Genomic DNA, 14811 nt, shown 5'->3' on the forward strand with positions numbered 1-14811 from the left:
AGAGGGTGTTTCAAATTGAATGAAACACCCTAAAACCCTAGCGGCTCAAATATAAATTGCGCTCGCTGTAAATCTTTTGGAAGAAATCATCCTGCAAATCGTCAATGAAATAAATCGCTTCACCCGTCGACTTCATTTCCGGGCCGAGTTCTTTATTCACATTCGGGAATTTGTTGAAGGAGAACACGGGGATTTTGATCGCCCAGCCTTTTTTCACCGGATTGAATGTAAAGTCCTTCAATTTTTTCGTGCCCAGCATCAGCTTCGTTGCATAATTCACATAAGGCTCTTTGTAGGCCTTGCAAATAAATGGAACCGTGCGGGATGCTCTTGGATTTGCTTCAATCACGTAAACAATGCCGTTTTTCACCGCAAACTGCACGTTGATCAATCCGATCACATTCATCGCCAGCGCAATTTTGCGCGTATGCTCCTCGATCTGACGAATCTCATCTTCGGTAAGATCGAATGGCGGAAGTGCAGCATGCGAGTCTCCGGAGTGGATACCCGCTGGCTCAATGTGCTCCATAACCCCGATAATGTAGGCATCTTCGCCGTCACAGATCGCATCTGCTTCTGCTTCCAATGCACCTTCCAGGAAGTGGTCAAGCAAAATATTGTTGTCCGGAATGTCATGCAGGATCTTCACCACATGCTGCTCCAGTTCTTTCTCATTGATCACAATTTTCATGCTCTGTCCACCCAAAACGTAGCTCGGACGAACCAGCAGCGGGAAGCCCAGCGTGCGTGACAATTCTACGGCAGCGTCTGATGTCCTTACGGTTCCGAATTTTGGAAAAGGAATCCCGAGCTCTTCCAGAAGCGGTGAAAAACGTCCGCGATCTTCGGCCCAGTCGAGTGACTGATAACTGGTTCCGATGATCTTAATGCCGTATTTTTCAAGCTTTTCTGCCATTTTGAGGGCAGTTTGTCCGCCGAGCTGAACAATGACACCTTCCGGTTTTTCATGCTCAATAATGTCGAAAACATGTTCCCAGAAAACCGGCTCAAAGTAAAGTTTATCAGCGATATCCGGATCTGTCGAAACCGTTTCCGGGTTACAGTTGATCATAATGGTCTCGTAACCTTCCTCTTTCGCAGCAAGAACTCCGTGCACACAGGAATAATCGAACTCAATTCCCTGTCCGATCCGGTTCGGGCCTGAACCCAAAACAACCACTTTCTTGCGGTCGCTTACCACAGATTCGTTGTCCGGATATTCCTGAGATGTATTGAAAGTAGAGTAGTAGTAAGGCGTTTTGGCTTCGAATTCAGCTGCACAAGTATCAACGCACTTGTATACACGCTTGATTCCGAGCTCTTTCCGCCGATCGTAAACCTTGCTTTCCTTGGTTCCGATCAAATGAGCAATCTGGCGGTCCGCGTAGCCTTTTTGTTTGGCCGTAAGCAAAAGCTCCTTTGGAAGGTCATTGAGATCAAATTTTTCTATCTCATGTTCCAGCTCGATCAACTCTTCGATCTGACGCAGGAACCAGGAATCGATCTTAGTAAGGTTCTGAATCGTTTTGAATGACAAACCGATCTTGAAAGCATCATAAATATGGAAAAGACGGTCCCAGCTCGGGTGCGCCAGGCTGTGCTTGATCGCTTCCTGATCACGCAGCTCGCGACCATCTGCTCCCAAACCATTTCTTCTGATTTCCAGTGACTGACAAGCTTTCTGCAATGCTTCCTGGAAATTCCGGCCGATTCCCATGGCCTCTCCAACGGACTTCATTTGTAGTCCCAGTGAGCGGTCTGCGCCAACGAATTTATCAAAATTCCAACGCGGCACTTTCACGATCACGTAGTCGATAGATGGTTCGAAGAATGCAGATGTGCTTCCTGTGATCGGGTTGATCAGTTCATCCAGGTTATAACCGATCGCCATTTTAGCAGCGATTTTTGCGATAGGGTAGCCGGTCGCTTTCGATGCCAGTGCAGACGAGCGCGAAACACGCGGGTTAATTTCAATCGCAATAATCTGGTCATCCGCAGGATTTACGGAAAACTGAACATTACATCCGCCTGCAAACTTACCGATCCCGTCCATCATCTTGATAGCCAGGTCACGCATTTGCTGATACAATGTATCCGGAAGCGTCATCGCCGGCGCAACCGTAATGCTGTCGCCTGTATGAACCCCCATCGGGTCAAAGTTCTCAATCGAGCAAATGATGATAAAGTTTCCTTTGCTGTCGCGAAGCAGTTCCAGCTCGTATTCTTTCCAGCCCATTGCGCTCTGTTCTACCAAAACTTCATGAACCGGCGATGCGTGCAAGCCGTTGTTTAATGCTTTGTCAAACTCAGCTTCCGAGTTCACAAATCCGCCTCCTGTGCCTCCTAATGTATATGAAGGCCGGATAACCAGCGGGAAACCGATTTCCTGCGCAATTTCTTTTCCTTCCAAAAACGACCGTGCTGTGCGTCCTTTGCAGACATTCACATTAAGTTCAAGCATTTTCAGCCTGAATTTTTCTCTATCCTCCGTCGTTTCAATGGCCTTGATGTCAACCCCAATGATTTCAACATCATATTTTTTCCAAACACCTGCTTTATCACAGTCGATGGCCAGGTTCAATGCAGTTTGCCCGCCCATAGTAGGGAGCACCGCATCGATAGGCTTACCCATCGCTTTGTGTTTTTCAAGAATTTCAACGATATACTTCTTTTCCAATGGAAGCAGATAGACATGATCTGCGCTAATCGGGTCAGTCATGATCGTCGCAGGGTTAGAGTTGATTAATACAACTTCTATCCCTTCTTCGCGAAGTGAACGGGCGGCCTGAGAGCCGGCGTAGTCAAACTCGCATGCCTGACCGATGATAATTGGACCTGAACCGATAATTAGAACGGAATTGATATTCGTATTTTTGGGCACAGTAATTGGTAATTTGTAGAAATGAGGAAAACTTTTTTAGCAACTTTTGGCAACATTTCCTGTTAATCTCAGCAGGGGTACGTCCAAAAATTCCACAAAGTTAATTCACATATCCGAAAAAGAAGGGAAGGTTAGCGGAAATTACTGTTATTTTTTACCGCAAGATATTTAACAAACTAATTATCAGTTAAATGCAATTATTGGAGTGGCGCAATTGAAGGCGCAGAGATGTCAAAATCCCTCAATCTCAGCGGAACATTGCCATTAGCGCCTAAACGGAACACCGAAGTATTTCCCGGAATATTCGGATAGTAACCGATCCGGAACTGGACGGTATTAAACGTCAGGTTTTCATTTCTTAGTCGCAAACCAAGCCCGTAACCCTGATAAAGCGGACTTTTCCAGATCGACTCGGCGCCATTGACCAAGCCGATATCTGCGAAAACGAAGTAGGCAATACGAAAGCCAAGTAAACTTTTATCTGAAAAGAACACGGTTTCCGTACCCAGCGTCAGCCGCGTCGTCCCGATTAGTTGTTCACTGTTAATGCCCCTGATGCCCTGATCCCCGCTAATGTTCAGATAATCAAGCGGATCGCGGTTCACACCCCGGGTGTAACGGCCGGTTAAGAATTGCCGGAAAAAGCTGTATCTGAACGGGATAAGGTTACTGATGTAGTTGAGCTGCGCGCTGATGACGCCTTGCTGCGCTTTGGCTTCTTTAATGTAGGAACCAATGTTGATCAATCCGTACATATAACCGAGGTTGTGCGGCAGATATTTCCCGCGTGCATATTGCAGGCCCGCATACCCTCTGGCGCCAAATTCGGTGTCCTCACGTCCCGCGGTGAGCGCAAACAGGTTACCTACCGGAACGTCCTCCGTCCGTCCGAAACCGTAGATCAGGACGTCTCGCTTGTAATTTCGGTTGGAATAACCCAAGCTGAGCAATGTTGCGCTTTTGTTCCAGTATACTTTATTGATATAGGGTGAAACCTCCGGGCGCTCTGTATAATGATATTTGTTGTGTCTGGCAGCAATTACGATCCTGGAATTCTCGGCCAACCGGCTGGCTGGAAACGGAAACTTGAATGAGCGACCCAACCAGATATCGTAATAATTGAATCTGGTGGGGAATATGATAGGTTCTTCGGTATCGTTTGGATTTCTTTTTATCTGCCTGACCATCATTTGACCGGCTTCCACCGCGCCCGCGTATTTTGTTTCGTTGGTCAAAAACCTACGAAAAAACCGGATCGATCTTTCTTCAAGGTCCCTCTCATAAATGAAGCTCGCTTGTCCGGTTATGAAGGTTTTACTAATGTAAGGAACCGTATAAATCGTGCGGAACTGAAATTTTTTGCCCAGGTCATCATTTCCGTCCCATCGGACCCGCGTGAGCTGTGAATGCGTCGTTCCCCGTACATTGATATCCTCGACGCCAACATTGAATTTATTAAAAGAGCTGAAACCGCCCCTGAAATTGAGCGACCACGAATCCTGAATCAGCACGACCACGTCTGCCATCCAGGTTACGTCCTTCCTGGGCACAACAATGATACGCGCATCGGTAATTGTTTTGTTAGTCCGCAGCAGACGCTCATTATCTTTCAGGATCTGTGCTTTAATGTCGTCCCCCTCGGAAAACAGCAGAAAAGAACGCCTTATGATGCCTTCCCGCGTATTGGTGTGCAGATTTTTACTGAGAAATTTTTCGAGCCTTTTCCCTTCTCGCAAGGTGTCATAAACCGATTCACCGAGGATGTCGAGTTGCCGGATGTAGATTTTCCGGATCACCATCCCTTCGTAAGGCGTAAACGGGTTGGTTTCAATTTCCTTCACCTCCGTCACCTGCCCCTGGTTATACACATCCCTGAACAAAAGCCTGTAAACCGCACGCGAAAACTTGGTTTTCGACATCCGTACTTTCAGGTTGGTATATCGAAGGCTGTCTCTGCTGTACACTTCCAGGCTATCGGGGTTTTTTTGCGCCGACGCATAGGTGGATAACAGCAAAAAAAACAGGACATATCTAAACATGTGTACTTTCAATTCCAAATCAACAGACTAAACGATAAGGTACGAATGATAGATATATATGGCGTTGTAAACCGGTTTCAAAATTGATATGAAAAAAGAGGCCGCTACTTCCCGGCATCCAATATGGCTTTGATCGTCTTGTCGGTGGCGCTGGGTGCCGAGGCGTTCCTGGATGCAAACTTACCATTGGGCCGGATTAGTGAAAAAGTGCCTGGGTCCAGTGGGTTGAGGCGGAAAAGCAGGTCCATCATCTGGTTAGCGTCCATGAATAAATGTGTGCCTTTAAGCTTGTGCCGCACAATGTATTGTCTCAGCAATGCATCAGCAGGAACGACTTCATCACCTGATAAATGCAGGAAAAGGAACACGACATCTTCCGGCACGTTCGCCTTTAATGCAGGAATATAGTCGAGTTCTTCGCGGCTTTTAGCGTCGTCCAGGTTCCATTTTACGAGATACACCGTTTTGCCTTTGTATTGATCAAGAACGCGATTAAACCAGCTTGTTCCACGGTCATTGGAAGCTGCCAGAAAATAGCCCGGTAATGCTTCGGTCGGGTCGGTTTTTACATTCTTATATTCTACAATTTTGCGGATATCAGCGCTATCTTTTACTTCCAGACGTACGATTTCATCCAGCGATTCACGAAATACAGGCAGGCTGCTCCTTGACTGAATGTGCCTGTTCAGTTGTAGTTGTTGTCGGTAGGTAAATTTGAAAAGGTTTTTAGCCAGATACCGGATTTTGAGAAATTCAGTCGCTGTGCTGTCAAACAGATCCGCATAAATACGGCTCTCGCGCTCGTAGTTGAAAAGAATGTTTAGCACCGTTTCATTTTTTGCAAAGAGTTTATTCAAAAAATCCAGGTCAGTTTTCTCTGCCAGGCCATTTGCATTAATGTCATTCAGGCGCTGCCTTTCCGTGGGAGTCAGGTTCGCCGCATTGTCTTTTATCAATGTAGCCATAAGGCGAACGGGCAGTGAATTTGTTTTGCTTGGATTTGTGTATTTCCGTTCCTCCACTTTCAGGTCGGCATAGTTACCGAAGCGATTAGCCCAGATCACGCGCTGCGCAGTCAGCGGCGGCTCCGATAGGCGTTTGAGGCTGTCGAGCAGCACCTTACTCACATCTGTTTGGTTGCTCAATGCATGTTCGTACAGGATTTGCAACTGTTCTTCGTCCGTGATCGATTTAGCCCATTGGGATAATGTAGGAGAAGGCACCGTGTTGGCTGCGGCTTGTTTCACGGCGGAAAGTCGCAGGGCAGCGCGTTGCTGTGCGATCTCGCGGGCGCCGGAAGCACTGTTTTGCCAGAAATTTTTGAAAAAATTGGCGCCTAAGTAACTGTTCGCTGCCAGAAGCTTGTTTTCAGCAGCCAAGTATTGAGCGTACTGATTGTTCGCATCCGCATTTACGCCTGCAAAATAAAATAGCTTTGAAGCCATAGCAATCGAATCGCCGTCAAACGTGATCTCCACAGTGCCCGGTGAGCCCAGAAATGTTGTAAAAGCTTTTCCACCGTAATCCAGATAAAATTCTTCTTGCGGAAACAGGATAGGGAGCGACACCCTGAAACTTCCGTCCGCTTCGAGTGGCGTCTGCTTGCTAAGCTCGGACTGTGGTTGTAAAATGTTGTTTCTTGAAAAGGTGATGACAGGAGCTTGGCGGTATAGTCTGCCATTCAGGTTTAATATGCGCCCCTTAACGATTAGGGAATCAGTGGAAGCAGAAGAGAATGTAAAAAAGCCTGAAAAAATAATCGCCAGACCGATGAAGCGCATGCCCATACATTAGGAATTTATCAATTTAAAACATTAAGCCCTGTCCTCATTCTCGGGGAGTTGCTCAGAAACGCCATCTTCATAACGCACATAAATGCCATGGTAACGATCCTGGACCTTATAATCTTTTCTCAAAGGGTGACCATTCCAATCCTCAGGCAACAGGATCCTGCGCAGATCGGGGTGTCCTTCAAAATGAATGCCCATCAGATCATATGCTTCTCTTTCGTGCCAATCAGCTGTACGCCAAATGCTTGCTACGGAAGAGACAACGGGCAGGGGAGCGCCCTCCGCACTTCTTGCAAAAACTGTTTTCAGCATCAGATCATGCCCGTATGGAATGGATGTGAGGTTATAGATCAGCTCCATCGTGCCAGCAGCCAAGCCATTGTCTATCGCGGTAACACAAGCCAGAAAATCAAAATACAAGCGGCTGTCCCGATATAAAAAATCACAGATGCCGTAGATATCCGTCACAGGAACAATCAAAACAGGCTGCGGCCCTTTCGTGTCCGTTTCGAAATTTTTATCCGAAAAAGTAGTAATTACCAGCTCCGAAATTTCCTGAAAAGTCATTGTAATCAATTAATTAGACAGTTGCGGTTTCAGTTGCTTCCATTTCCAAGAAGAGCTCCGGAGCGAGCGGGTGTTCGCCTCTGATTTTTTCCTGCAACTTCATAAAACCACCGATCAGGGCCTCGGGTCTCGGCGGACAGCCAGGAACGTATACATCCACCGGTATTATTCTGTCGACACCCTTTACAACGTGATAACCATGTTCCCAATAAGGCCCGCCACAATTTGAACAGCTGCCCATCGAAATAACGTAGCGCGGTTCGGGCATTTGTTCATACAATCTCCTGATCCGGTCTGCCATTTTAAATGTCACAGTTCCCGCCACGATCATCACATCCGACTGGCGCGGGGAAGGGCGGGGTAGTATACCAAAACGTTCCAGATCGTAGTTTGAAGCATATGCAGCCATCATTTCAATAGCACAGCAAGCAATCCCGAACCCCATCGGCCAGAGAGACGACAGTCTCGCCCAATTCATCAGATCCTCTGCATTTGTAAGAATAATGCCTCCGTCTCCTGTTTTTATTTTATCACTCATCCTATATTGTGCTCCTAAAAATCCAGTGGTACAGATATTGCTTGTTAAGCTACATCAATGTATACAAAAGTAACCATATTTAGCAAAAATCTGTTTCAAGCTTTCATCTGGAAGCCATTCAACAACACAACTCTATGAAAAACAAATTACTTTTCAGCGCCATTCTGGCTATGTCTATTTTCACTAATGTGCAGGCCCAAACCGACAGCACCGTGCGGATGTTCAAGAGCGGCATGGCCATTTATGCCGAATTCGGATTGCTTCCCAATAACAAAACCATGCGCGAACAGCTTGACAGATTGCAGATTAAGCCTTTCACTTCCTTCATGGGCTCAATCGTCCTCGCCAAGCGGACCGAATCCCAGCGCTGGTTTACAGAAGGCCGGATTATTATCATGAACAGCACCAATTATACAACGGATAAGGACCTAAGAAAAGCATATCTCAACGGCATCGGGATCGGAACAGACGGAGGGCCGAAATTGGTCAACAACCGTCGCTGGAATGTGCTGGTTCCCATCGGTTTTGACCTGATGTTGTACCAACTGAAAATCAAAAGCAACCAGACCGCAACTATTGGCCAGGTAACGCAAAATCCGCAATCGTATCAACCTGTAAGGCTCCGGACAGGGAATATCAACTTCCATGCGGGTATCGGGGCCGATTATAAAATGAATGTGCTACCCAAATGGCATGATCAGGTATATCTGAGCGGAAAAGCATCGTATCATCTACCCTTGCTGGGACGTAGAAAATGGAAAGGAGAGGACGTAACGATCAGCGATTTGTCGTCCCTGAAACTTAACCAGGTTTATCTGCAACTGGGTCTGGTGTTTTTCCCGAAAAAGGATGCGAAAATGTGGAATGGAATGGGAAAACATCACTGACATCCCATATCTTTTTTGCGTAAGTCATCCAGCTGCCTTTCCAGAATTTTTATATAGCTGTCTTTTTCCTCAATGGCCCGGATCAGGGCAGATTGTTTTCCCTTGGGATTCTCCGTAACATCGGCATCCCAAGGGTTTTTCTTGGCTTTTACATCTGAAATCAGCTCATCGACAGACACTTCTAAAATCTCAGAAAACTTTTTGAGCTGGTCGATCGACGGGCGTGTTTTGCCTCTTTCAATGTCCGAGTAATTAGGTTGTGACATCCCGCTGAGAAACGCCATATACGCTTGTGTAAGCCGTTTTTCCTCACGTTTGGTGAGCAGGTTATTCGCAAATATGTTCATAATAGTGTGTTGAAAGTATTTAAGCACGCAAGCCATTCGGTGCGCAAAATCAATATTTTTTCCATTTCAACCAAGCCCAAAATTCAATTATAAGCACCGGTTATATTTTATAAGCATTAGCTATTGACTTATAAGCACAGCTTGTTGGATTGAAGTATCATTACAAAGCAATTTTGCAAACCATCCAAAGTCGTTCGAAATAGTGCGGCGGGAGGGTGGGATTTAACACATGCTTTTATATGATAAAGACACACTATCAAGCAGCTGAGACTGCGCTATTGCTATTAATCATCGCGCTTGTATTTTTAAAATGCCATCGCGATGAGCCGATCAGAAAATCGGAATCGTTAAAAGAGGCCAGGTCTGATTCTTTGCAGGTCTCCCTAATTGAAGCGTCTGAGGTTGCCTCTGCCGCAAACGCCGCTGTAACCGGCGCGACCACGGATTCCTCCGCCAGAATAGGAGGTGAAAGAAATGAAATTGTGGATCAGGTAACCATCAGGGATTCCACAGACGGCACTCCGCTTCTCTATATTTTCAAGAAAGCAAGAGGATTCACAGTTGTATCAGCAGATTTGCGGGTAATGCCCATTCTGGCTTTTTCAGACAAGTCTGAAATCGACCCGCACAACATTCCAAACGGCATCCAGCTCTGGTTAGAAACTGCTACAACGAAAATCAAAAGAGCCAAAGCCGACAAATCCCCACCGCATCCTATTGTCCTTCAAGAATGGGAGAAATTTCTTACTAGAAAATTTAGGGTGACTGACACCAATTGTATTGAATGGTATCAATGGGGCCAGTATCAATGTAAGAATAAAAGCACAATCATTGGCCCTTTGATGACAACGGTTTGGGGACAAACTGCATTATCAACTACTAAACTGAGTACTGCAGGAGACTGTGATGACTGTGGGAGAAGACTCGCCGGGTGCGGGCCTGTGGCAATGGCACAGTTGGAAGAATATTATCATCCTGATCTCTTACGTCCACGCGTCTCTGAGGGGATCTGCATTGCAACTACTGCCGGGCAACACAGTCTGGGCTCGCTCATGAAAACGATGGGAGACAAAGCAAAAGCAAGCTATAATTATATGGGAACCTGCAACACATTCACATGGCCTGCAGATGTAAAGAGTGGATTGAAAAGCTTTGGGTTTTCAAGTGGTGGCTCCGGCAGTGAAGCCTATAATTACTCAATTATAAAAAGCGAGCTAGGCGGTGCTCATCCGGTACTTTTCTGGGGCTCTACATGTCTGAGTTGCTTTGAAAAGTATCACATTTGGGTTTGTGAGGGATATCAAGAAAATCAGTATAGTGAATTTGACTGCGCAACAAAACAATGCAAGGAGTGGTCATATACTTACCTGCGGATGAACTGGGGCTGGGACGGGAAGTGGAACGACTACTACGCTTTTGGGCAATACAATCCTAAGGGCGAAAATTATAACGGCAATTTGCATATCATAACCGGTATTAGACCTTAAAGCACATGATAAAGCTAGCAAGACTTTTAGCCATCCTAACTATGCTGACTACGGTTAGCTGTGAACGTGACACCGGGATGTTCGGAGGCGTACCGATCGAGGTAAATTTGATTGGAAAATGGGCTTTGGAACTGATTGTAACACCGACAAAATCATTTGATAGTGCGCAAATTGGATACAAGGAAGTCCTGGAAAGCGGACATGAAATTGATGATGAGGTTGAACGGGTTTACCGAAACGACACCCTTTTCGCCAAGCACATATGGTCGCGTGTGCCGGGAACTGTTTCTAAAACCAAAACAATGACAGTGATTGTTACCTACCGGGGCAGCGGTCTCAAACGATCATATAAAATCAGGAAACAAACCGGCCAACCGACCCTTCTTGAAGCATCGGCGTATTTGCCAGAGCTGGGCGGGAACGCTGATACCGTCAAATTCTTCTATAAAGAAGTGCAGTAGTTTATAACAACGCCAGTTAAGAAGCTTATGTAATGTCAACATAGCCAATTTTAAAAAGTAAAATATGAAGAAGTTACTTGTGCCTTTCGTGATATTAGCTAGTTTAATCCTGCTGGCCGGTCGTTGTGGACGTCACGATGGCTGGACTGCTGGTGGCCCGATAACCATGTTTCTGCTTGGAACTTGGCAGCTCGAAAAGATAGTAACTCCATCAAGAACACTTCTAGGAAGTCAAATTGGCTTTTCCGAAAAGTTGGTAATAATATCCAATGATGGTCATATTGAAAATACTTTTCGAGATGACACCCTCACTGGAACAGAAGTTTGGCGTATCAATCCCGCACCGATCGCAAAAACGAAGGATATGACTGTATCAATAAGTTATCGTTATGGCCTTAAACGCTTTTATAAACTGCACAGAACAACATCACAACCAACAATTCTAGAAGCATCCGCCTATCTACCGGAGCTAGGAGCAGCGGCTGATACGGTGAAGTATTTTTATAAAGAGGTTTGGTGAGTTAAGACCCAAAAAGGATTATTTTTTCTGATACTTCGCATTCACCCGGATATACAGATCCGCCGGAACAGGCGAGTCAATCACAGGAATTTGTGGTTTTGGCCTTACCCAGTCGAGGTAGCCTTTGCCCCAGGCGTAGGCGAGGCCTAGGATGAGGATGCCTATGAAGACGGTCATTTCGGCGAGGGCGAACCAGCCCCATTGTCCGTTGGTTTGGGTGATGAGGTCTTCATTTCCGAAAACAATCGCCCAGGGAAACAGGAAAAGCAGCTCAACTTCAAATAAGACAAAGATCAATGCAATCACATAAAAACGCACATTGAACTGAATGTTGGCATTTCCCAATGGATCTTCACCTGATTCATAGGTGGTCAGCTTTTCCTCATTCGGCCGGTGCGGTCGCAAAAATTTGGCAATGGTAAGCATTAAGCCCAGCAAGGCGATTGCTGCAATGATGAAGAGTAGGATGTAGCCAAAATCAGAGATCATAGTCCGGGACTCGTTTTTACAAAGCTACTGATTTTAGGCTTTTGACGTAAATTCAGGCTTTAAAACGTTTGAAGTGGCAAAGAAGAGGCTTGTAGCTTAAAGACTTAGCCAGATTGTTCTTACGCTCAGCCCGATTACCAGCGCTCCGATAATCAGCATCAAAGGTTTGCGCTTTATTTTTCCAACGAGCATTGCACCAAAGGGAGCAGCAATAACGCCGCCGATAATAAGGCCCGAAACAACTTGCCAGCTGCTAACTCCCGTGAAAATGAGAAATGTAACACCGCTGGCAAATGCAATTACAAATTCAGCAGCATTTACAGAACCAATGGTGTAGCGTGGATCGCGGCCCTGGCCAAGCAATGTTGAAGTAACGATCGGTCCCCAGCCGCCGCCGCCGATGGAATCCAGGAAACCACCTGCTGCTGCCAGGATGCCTATTTTCTTGGTTTTATTTTTAACCAGATTCTTTTGCAATGCTTTCCTGATGATGATCAGGCCCAAAATAAGCATGTAAGCCGCAATGTAAGGTTTAACTAAATCGCCATCAATCACGTCTGAGAGCAGATAAGCACCTGTAACCGCGCCTAGCACGCCGGGGATCAGCAGACTTTTGAAGAGTTTCTTATTGATATTTTTGTAACGAAAATGCGAGATCGCGGAAGCACCGGTCGTAAACATTTCTGCCACGTGCACGCTCGTGCTGCTGATCGCCGGCGGAACGCCCAGGCTTAGCAAAAAAGATGTGGATGTAACCCCATAAGCCATGCCCAAAGCGCCATCCACAAGCTGTGCGGCCAGACCTACCAACAGATACAATGCAAAATCGCTTCCAATAAACGCACTAACATTCTCTTCGCTGATCGAAAATGAGCCGTTGAAAATAAATAGCGCAGATAATATGACCACGATGCCCGCGGGAACAATGTACCAGTTGGATATTGTGGGCAGTTTAAGTGAGAGCACTTTTGTAAGCATTACTGTTGGATTTTGGAATCGCCGTTGAACAGGAAGTTACAAAAGTAGTAAAACTATTTAATCTACGTAATTAATAGATTATTAAAATTTGATCCGTTTTTTGGTTTACCAGATAATCTTTAAAAGTGAAACGCCTTGGGCGGATAAATCGAAATCAAGCTTAATTCGCTCGTTCTCAACATTAACCCATTGTGGTGAAGTCAATGTTTGTAACTGACCGGCGTGTTCCAATGTTGCGATCTGCTCTGACGTCGGCTTTTGCGGTGATCCCATTTTTTTCCAGACTTCATACGCATTGCTGTGCTCCTGATCAATGCGGTAATGCTGCACCTGAACGCGTTTTGCCTTCACACCATTGAGCTGCACACTTACCGGAGAAGCTTCGACGATCTTGTTGTCGTCATGATAATTCCAGACCATAACGGCAGCTTCACGGTCATTTTTGGTTGCGAAAGCATTGATATCCCGCTCGCCTCGAACGCTTTCCTTTCTTAGTTTTTCAAAATTGTAAGCCAAATTTTGCTTCACCTCCACACGGTTTCCGTCCATCATCCCAAACATTCTGAACACATTCAAAACAGGCTTATCAACACCATTCGTCGCCAGATCCCGGAAACCGCGGAACCAGGGCTGGTCTTCAAATTCAAAGGCCCACGTCACCGCACCCAGCAGATTCACGCCATGCGCATCAGCCAGTTCATGCTTTCTGGCAAATGAGGCAGCCGTGTAACTCGAATACATGGTGCCGTTCCGGTAAGCGTTTTGGGGATGCAGATCTTCCGAGCAAGCCGCACAGCCTTCGGGATCGGATTCACCGATGATGATCGGCAGATTTTTCAGGCTTGGGTAGGAGGCCACGATCTCGAAACCTTTGTCAATGTCGCGCAGCTGCGTGCCCATATCCATGCGCACAATGCCGTCCACGACTTTGGGATTGCCTTTTGCGTGAAAGGTGATGAAGTCGAGCGGCGAGCCAGTTTTGCCTGTTACATAATTTTTGCCGCTCACGACATGATCCAGAAAAGTCCTGAAAAACTTGGCAGATACATCCCAGTTTGGGCCCGTAACTTCCGGTCCGCCTATTTTTGCAGTTGGTAATGCACGCTTCACGGCGTCGGCGGAATAATCGTAAAGTTTAATGTATTCTTCCGTCGTACCTTTCCAGTAACTGATGTTGGGCTCGTTCCAAAGCTCCCAATACCAGGATTCAACTTCGGCCTGGCCATATCGCTTCACCGAATGTTTCACCCATTGGAACACCAGCTCCGCAAATTTTTCATAGTTGTTGGGTGGATAAGCCCAGCCTGTGTAAATGTCGTTATAATCATCGCCCGGCTTCCAATGATGGCGGTAAGGCTGTGGTTTGGACGATAATGCTTCGGGCATGAAGCCAATCTGCGCGATCGGTTTCATACCTCTTTCTATATAAGTATCAAAGATTTTGTCAACAATGGTCCAGTCATAAACCGGATTTCCCTTTTTGTCCTCAGTATAAACATTCGTCGAGCCCCACTTCAACGCCGCCACGCCATCACCCGTTACAAACATACTATGCGCCCGAACATAAACCGGCACCTTGCTCAACTGCGAAATCTCCGTTAGCAATTTCTTCCCATCCTTCATATAAGTATAATTCGGCTCATCATATCCAAACCAAGCCCAAATCGGCTTCGCCGGGCCCTTTTCGACAGCGAGGTTGATTTCGATGGCGACGGGTTTTTGTTTGATTTTTTGGGCAGAGCAATGTTTGCTGAAAACAAGAAGAGCAAAGCCTGACAAAATCCACCGCAGCATATTTTTGATGATCATGAAAGTCTTGATAAAGGT

The 14811-nt window shown here is 46.2% G+C and carries 13 protein-coding genes; 4 read left to right on the plus strand and 9 right to left on the minus strand.

Going from position 1 to position 14811, the window contains the following annotated elements:
* Positions 1–37: 37 nt before the first annotated feature.
* The 5 genes from carB to nuoB form a co-directional block, all read right to left on the minus strand.
* The gene (carB, locus tag LZG74_RS17200) at positions 38–2881 is read right to left on the minus strand and encodes a carbamoyl-phosphate synthase large subunit (RefSeq protein WP_233797768.1); all 2844 of its coding nucleotides are present in this window, start codon (positions 2879–2881) and stop codon (positions 38–40) included.
* A 197-nt stretch (positions 2882–3078) separates the two neighbouring features.
* Positions 3079–4920, minus strand: a complete 1842-nt coding sequence (locus LZG74_RS17205; protein ID WP_233797769.1) for a hypothetical protein — start codon at positions 4918–4920, stop codon at positions 3079–3081.
* A 104-nt stretch (positions 4921–5024) separates the two neighbouring features.
* Positions 5025–6707: a hypothetical protein gene (locus tag LZG74_RS17210; RefSeq protein ID WP_233797770.1), complete on the minus strand. Its 1683-nt coding sequence runs from the start codon at positions 6705–6707 to the stop codon at positions 5025–5027.
* Positions 6708–6734: 27 nt separating this feature from the next.
* Positions 6735–7277: an NADH-quinone oxidoreductase subunit C gene (locus tag LZG74_RS17215; RefSeq protein WP_233797771.1), complete on the minus strand. Its 543-nt coding sequence runs from the start codon at positions 7275–7277 to the stop codon at positions 6735–6737.
* Positions 7278–7290: 13 nt separating this feature from the next.
* Positions 7291–7815 carry an NADH-quinone oxidoreductase subunit NuoB gene (gene nuoB, locus LZG74_RS17220; RefSeq protein ID WP_026629955.1) on the minus strand — a complete coding sequence of 175 codons (525 nt, stop codon included), beginning with the start codon at positions 7813–7815 and terminating at the stop codon, positions 7291–7293.
* A 134-nt stretch (positions 7816–7949) separates the two neighbouring features.
* Here nuoB and LZG74_RS17225 point away from each other — a divergent pair, with 134 nt between their 5' ends.
* On the plus strand, positions 7950–8702 hold the full coding sequence (locus LZG74_RS17225) for a hypothetical protein (protein ID WP_233797772.1): 753 nt from the start codon (positions 7950–7952) through the stop codon (positions 8700–8702).
* On the opposite strand, the gene LZG74_RS17230 is transcribed toward LZG74_RS17225, so the two are convergent.
* Positions 8696–9049 carry a helix-turn-helix domain-containing protein gene (locus LZG74_RS17230; RefSeq protein ID WP_233797773.1) on the minus strand — a complete coding sequence of 118 codons (354 nt, stop codon included), beginning with the start codon at positions 9047–9049 and terminating at the stop codon, positions 8696–8698. The two genes, LZG74_RS17225 and LZG74_RS17230, sit on opposite strands and share 7 nt — an antisense overlap.
* Before the next feature lie 239 nt (positions 9050–9288).
* Here LZG74_RS17230 and LZG74_RS17235 point away from each other — a divergent pair, with 239 nt between their 5' ends.
* From LZG74_RS17235 to LZG74_RS17245, 3 genes are all read left to right on the plus strand, one after another.
* Complete coding sequence (locus LZG74_RS17235) at positions 9289–10536, plus strand: Spi family protease inhibitor (RefSeq protein WP_233797774.1); 1248 nt, start codon at positions 9289–9291, stop codon at positions 10534–10536.
* Between the two features lie 5 nt (positions 10537–10541).
* On the plus strand, positions 10542–10997 hold the full coding sequence (locus tag LZG74_RS17240; RefSeq protein ID WP_233797775.1) for a hypothetical protein: 456 nt from the start codon (positions 10542–10544) through the stop codon (positions 10995–10997).
* A 64-nt stretch (positions 10998–11061) separates the two neighbouring features.
* On the plus strand, positions 11062–11517 hold the full coding sequence (locus LZG74_RS17245) for a hypothetical protein (protein ID WP_233797776.1): 456 nt from the start codon (positions 11062–11064) through the stop codon (positions 11515–11517).
* An 18-nt stretch (positions 11518–11535) separates the two neighbouring features.
* Here LZG74_RS17245 and LZG74_RS17250 read toward each other — a convergent pair whose 3' ends face one another.
* The 3 genes from LZG74_RS17250 to LZG74_RS17260 form a co-directional block, all read right to left on the minus strand.
* The gene (locus LZG74_RS17250) at positions 11536–12006 is read right to left on the minus strand and encodes an NADH-quinone oxidoreductase subunit A (RefSeq protein WP_233797777.1); all 471 of its coding nucleotides are present in this window, start codon (positions 12004–12006) and stop codon (positions 11536–11538) included.
* Positions 12007–12102: 96 nt separating this feature from the next.
* Complete coding sequence (locus LZG74_RS17255; protein ID WP_233797778.1) at positions 12103–12984, minus strand: sulfite exporter TauE/SafE family protein; 882 nt, start codon at positions 12982–12984, stop codon at positions 12103–12105.
* Between the two features lie 105 nt (positions 12985–13089).
* Positions 13090–14793 carry a GH39 family glycosyl hydrolase gene (locus LZG74_RS17260; protein WP_233797779.1) on the minus strand — a complete coding sequence of 568 codons (1704 nt, stop codon included), beginning with the start codon at positions 14791–14793 and terminating at the stop codon, positions 13090–13092.
* Between the last annotated feature and the right edge of the window lie 18 nt (positions 14794–14811).

This window comes from Dyadobacter sp. CY327, assembly GCF_021390415.1.
Lineage (GTDB): Bacteria > Bacteroidota > Bacteroidia > Cytophagales > Spirosomataceae > Dyadobacter > Dyadobacter chenhuakuii.

What these genes read in the sequence shown, in the direction of transcription:
- LZG74_RS17205 (WP_233797769.1), bottom strand. Translation starts at nt 4,920, where the DNA reads ATGTTTAGATATGTCCTGTTTTTTTTGCTGTTATCCACCTATGCGTCG.
- LZG74_RS17210 (WP_233797770.1), bottom strand. Translation starts at nt 6,707, where the DNA reads ATGGGCATGCGCTTCATCGGTCTGGCGATTATTTTTTCAGGCTTTTTT.
- LZG74_RS17215 (WP_233797771.1), bottom strand. Translation starts at nt 7,277, where the DNA reads ATGACTTTTCAGGAAATTTCGGAGCTGGTAATTACTACTTTTTCGGAT.
- nuoB (WP_026629955.1), bottom strand. Translation starts at nt 7,815, where the DNA reads ATGAGTGATAAAATAAAAACAGGAGACGGAGGCATTATTCTTACAAAT.
- LZG74_RS17225 (WP_233797772.1), top strand. Translation starts at nt 7,950, where the DNA reads ATGAAAAACAAATTACTTTTCAGCGCCATTCTGGCTATGTCTATTTTC.
- LZG74_RS17230 (WP_233797773.1), bottom strand. Translation starts at nt 9,049, where the DNA reads ATGAACATATTTGCGAATAACCTGCTCACCAAACGTGAGGAAAAACGG.
- LZG74_RS17235 (WP_233797774.1), top strand. Translation starts at nt 9,289, where the DNA reads ATGATAAAGACACACTATCAAGCAGCTGAGACTGCGCTATTGCTATTA.
- LZG74_RS17240 (WP_233797775.1), top strand. Translation starts at nt 10,542, where the DNA reads ATGATAAAGCTAGCAAGACTTTTAGCCATCCTAACTATGCTGACTACG.
- LZG74_RS17245 (WP_233797776.1), top strand. Translation starts at nt 11,062, where the DNA reads ATGAAGAAGTTACTTGTGCCTTTCGTGATATTAGCTAGTTTAATCCTG.
- LZG74_RS17250 (WP_233797777.1), bottom strand. Translation starts at nt 12,006, where the DNA reads ATGATCTCTGATTTTGGCTACATCCTACTCTTCATCATTGCAGCAATC.
- LZG74_RS17255 (WP_233797778.1), bottom strand. Translation starts at nt 12,984, where the DNA reads ATGCTTACAAAAGTGCTCTCACTTAAACTGCCCACAATATCCAACTGG.
- LZG74_RS17260 (WP_233797779.1), bottom strand. Translation starts at nt 14,793, where the DNA reads ATGATCATCAAAAATATGCTGCGGTGGATTTTGTCAGGCTTTGCTCTT.